Origin of the sequence: Streptomyces actuosus, assembly GCF_016921115.1 — a bacterium.
Classification (GTDB): Bacteria; Actinomycetota; Actinomycetes; order Streptomycetales; family Streptomycetaceae; genus Streptomyces; species Streptomyces actuosus_A.
The window spans coordinates 1-1,256 of the sequence record NZ_JAFFZS010000106.1; the positions used below are offsets into that span (position 1 = coordinate 1).

The window sequence follows — 1,256 nt, forward strand, 5'->3', positions numbered from 1 at the left end:
GCGGGGGCGGCGAAGGGGGTGATGTCGTTGACGAACTCGGTCTCGATCCAGCGGGTGTGGACCGTGAAGGGCTCGTCCGAGCCGGTGAGTTCGGGTGCGAAGGCGGGGTCGGTGACCACGGTGCGGTGGAAGGGGACGGCGGTGGCCATGCCCTCGACCTGGAACTCCGCCAACGCCCGCGCGGCGCGTTCCAGCGCCTCCTTGCGGGTGCGGCCGGTGACGATCAGCTTGGCCAGCAGCGAGTCCCAGGCCGGGCCGATGACGCTGCCGGACTCCACGCCCGCGTCCAGCCGGACACCGGGGCCGGAGGGCGGGTCGAACCGGGTGACCGTGCCCGGCGCGGGCAGGAAGTTGCGTCCCGGGTCCTCACCGTTGATCCGGAACTCGAAGGAGTGCCCGCGCAGCGCGGGGTCGTCGTAGCCGAGTTCCTCGCCGTCGGCGATCCGGAACATCTCCCGCACCAGGTCGATCCCGGCGACCTCCTCGGTCACCGGATGCTCCACCTGCAGACGCGTGTTGACCTCCAGGAAGGAGATCGTGCCGTCCTGCCCGACCAGGAACTCGCACGTCCCGGCACCCTCGTAGGCGGCCTCCTTCAGGATCGCCTTCGACGCCCGGTACAGCTCCGCGACCTGCTCGTCGGACAGGAACGGCGCCGGAGCCTCCTCCACCAGCTTCTGGTGCCGGCGCTGCAGGGAGCAGTCACGCGTGGAGACCACGACCACGTTGCCGTGCTTGTCGGCCAGGCACTGCGTCTCCACGTGCCGGGGACGGTCCAGGTAGCGCTCCACGAAGCACTCGCCGCGACCGAACGCCGCGACCGCCTCGCGCACCGCCGACTCGTACAGCTCCGGCACCTCCTCCAGCGTGCGGGCGACCTTCAGGCCACGCCCGCCACCACCGAAGGCGGCCTTGATCGCGATCGGCAGGCCGTGCTCGCGCGCGAACGCCACGACCTCCTCCGCCCCGCCGACCGGGTCGGCCGTACCGGCGACCAGGGGCGCCCCGGCACGCTGCGCGATGTGCCGCGCGGCGACCTTGTCACCCAGGTCCCGGATCGCCTGCGGGGGCGGACCGATCCAGATCAGGCCGGCGTCCAGCACCGCCTGCGCGAACTCGGCGTTCTCCGACAGGAACCCGTAGCCGGGATGGATGGCGTCCGCGCCGGACTCGCGGGCGGCCTTGAGTACTTTCTCGATGTCCAGGTAGCTGGTGGCCGGGGTGTCACCGCCCAGAGCGAACGCCTCATCCGCGGC

Annotated in this window: 1 protein-coding gene; it reads right to left on the minus strand. The window is 71.8% G+C overall.

The window, feature by feature from the left end; all coding sequences use genetic code 11:
• A partial coding sequence (locus tag JS756_RS35760; RefSeq protein WP_205387431.1) for an acetyl-CoA carboxylase biotin carboxylase subunit occupies positions 1–1,256 on the minus strand: 1,256 nt, incomplete at both ends.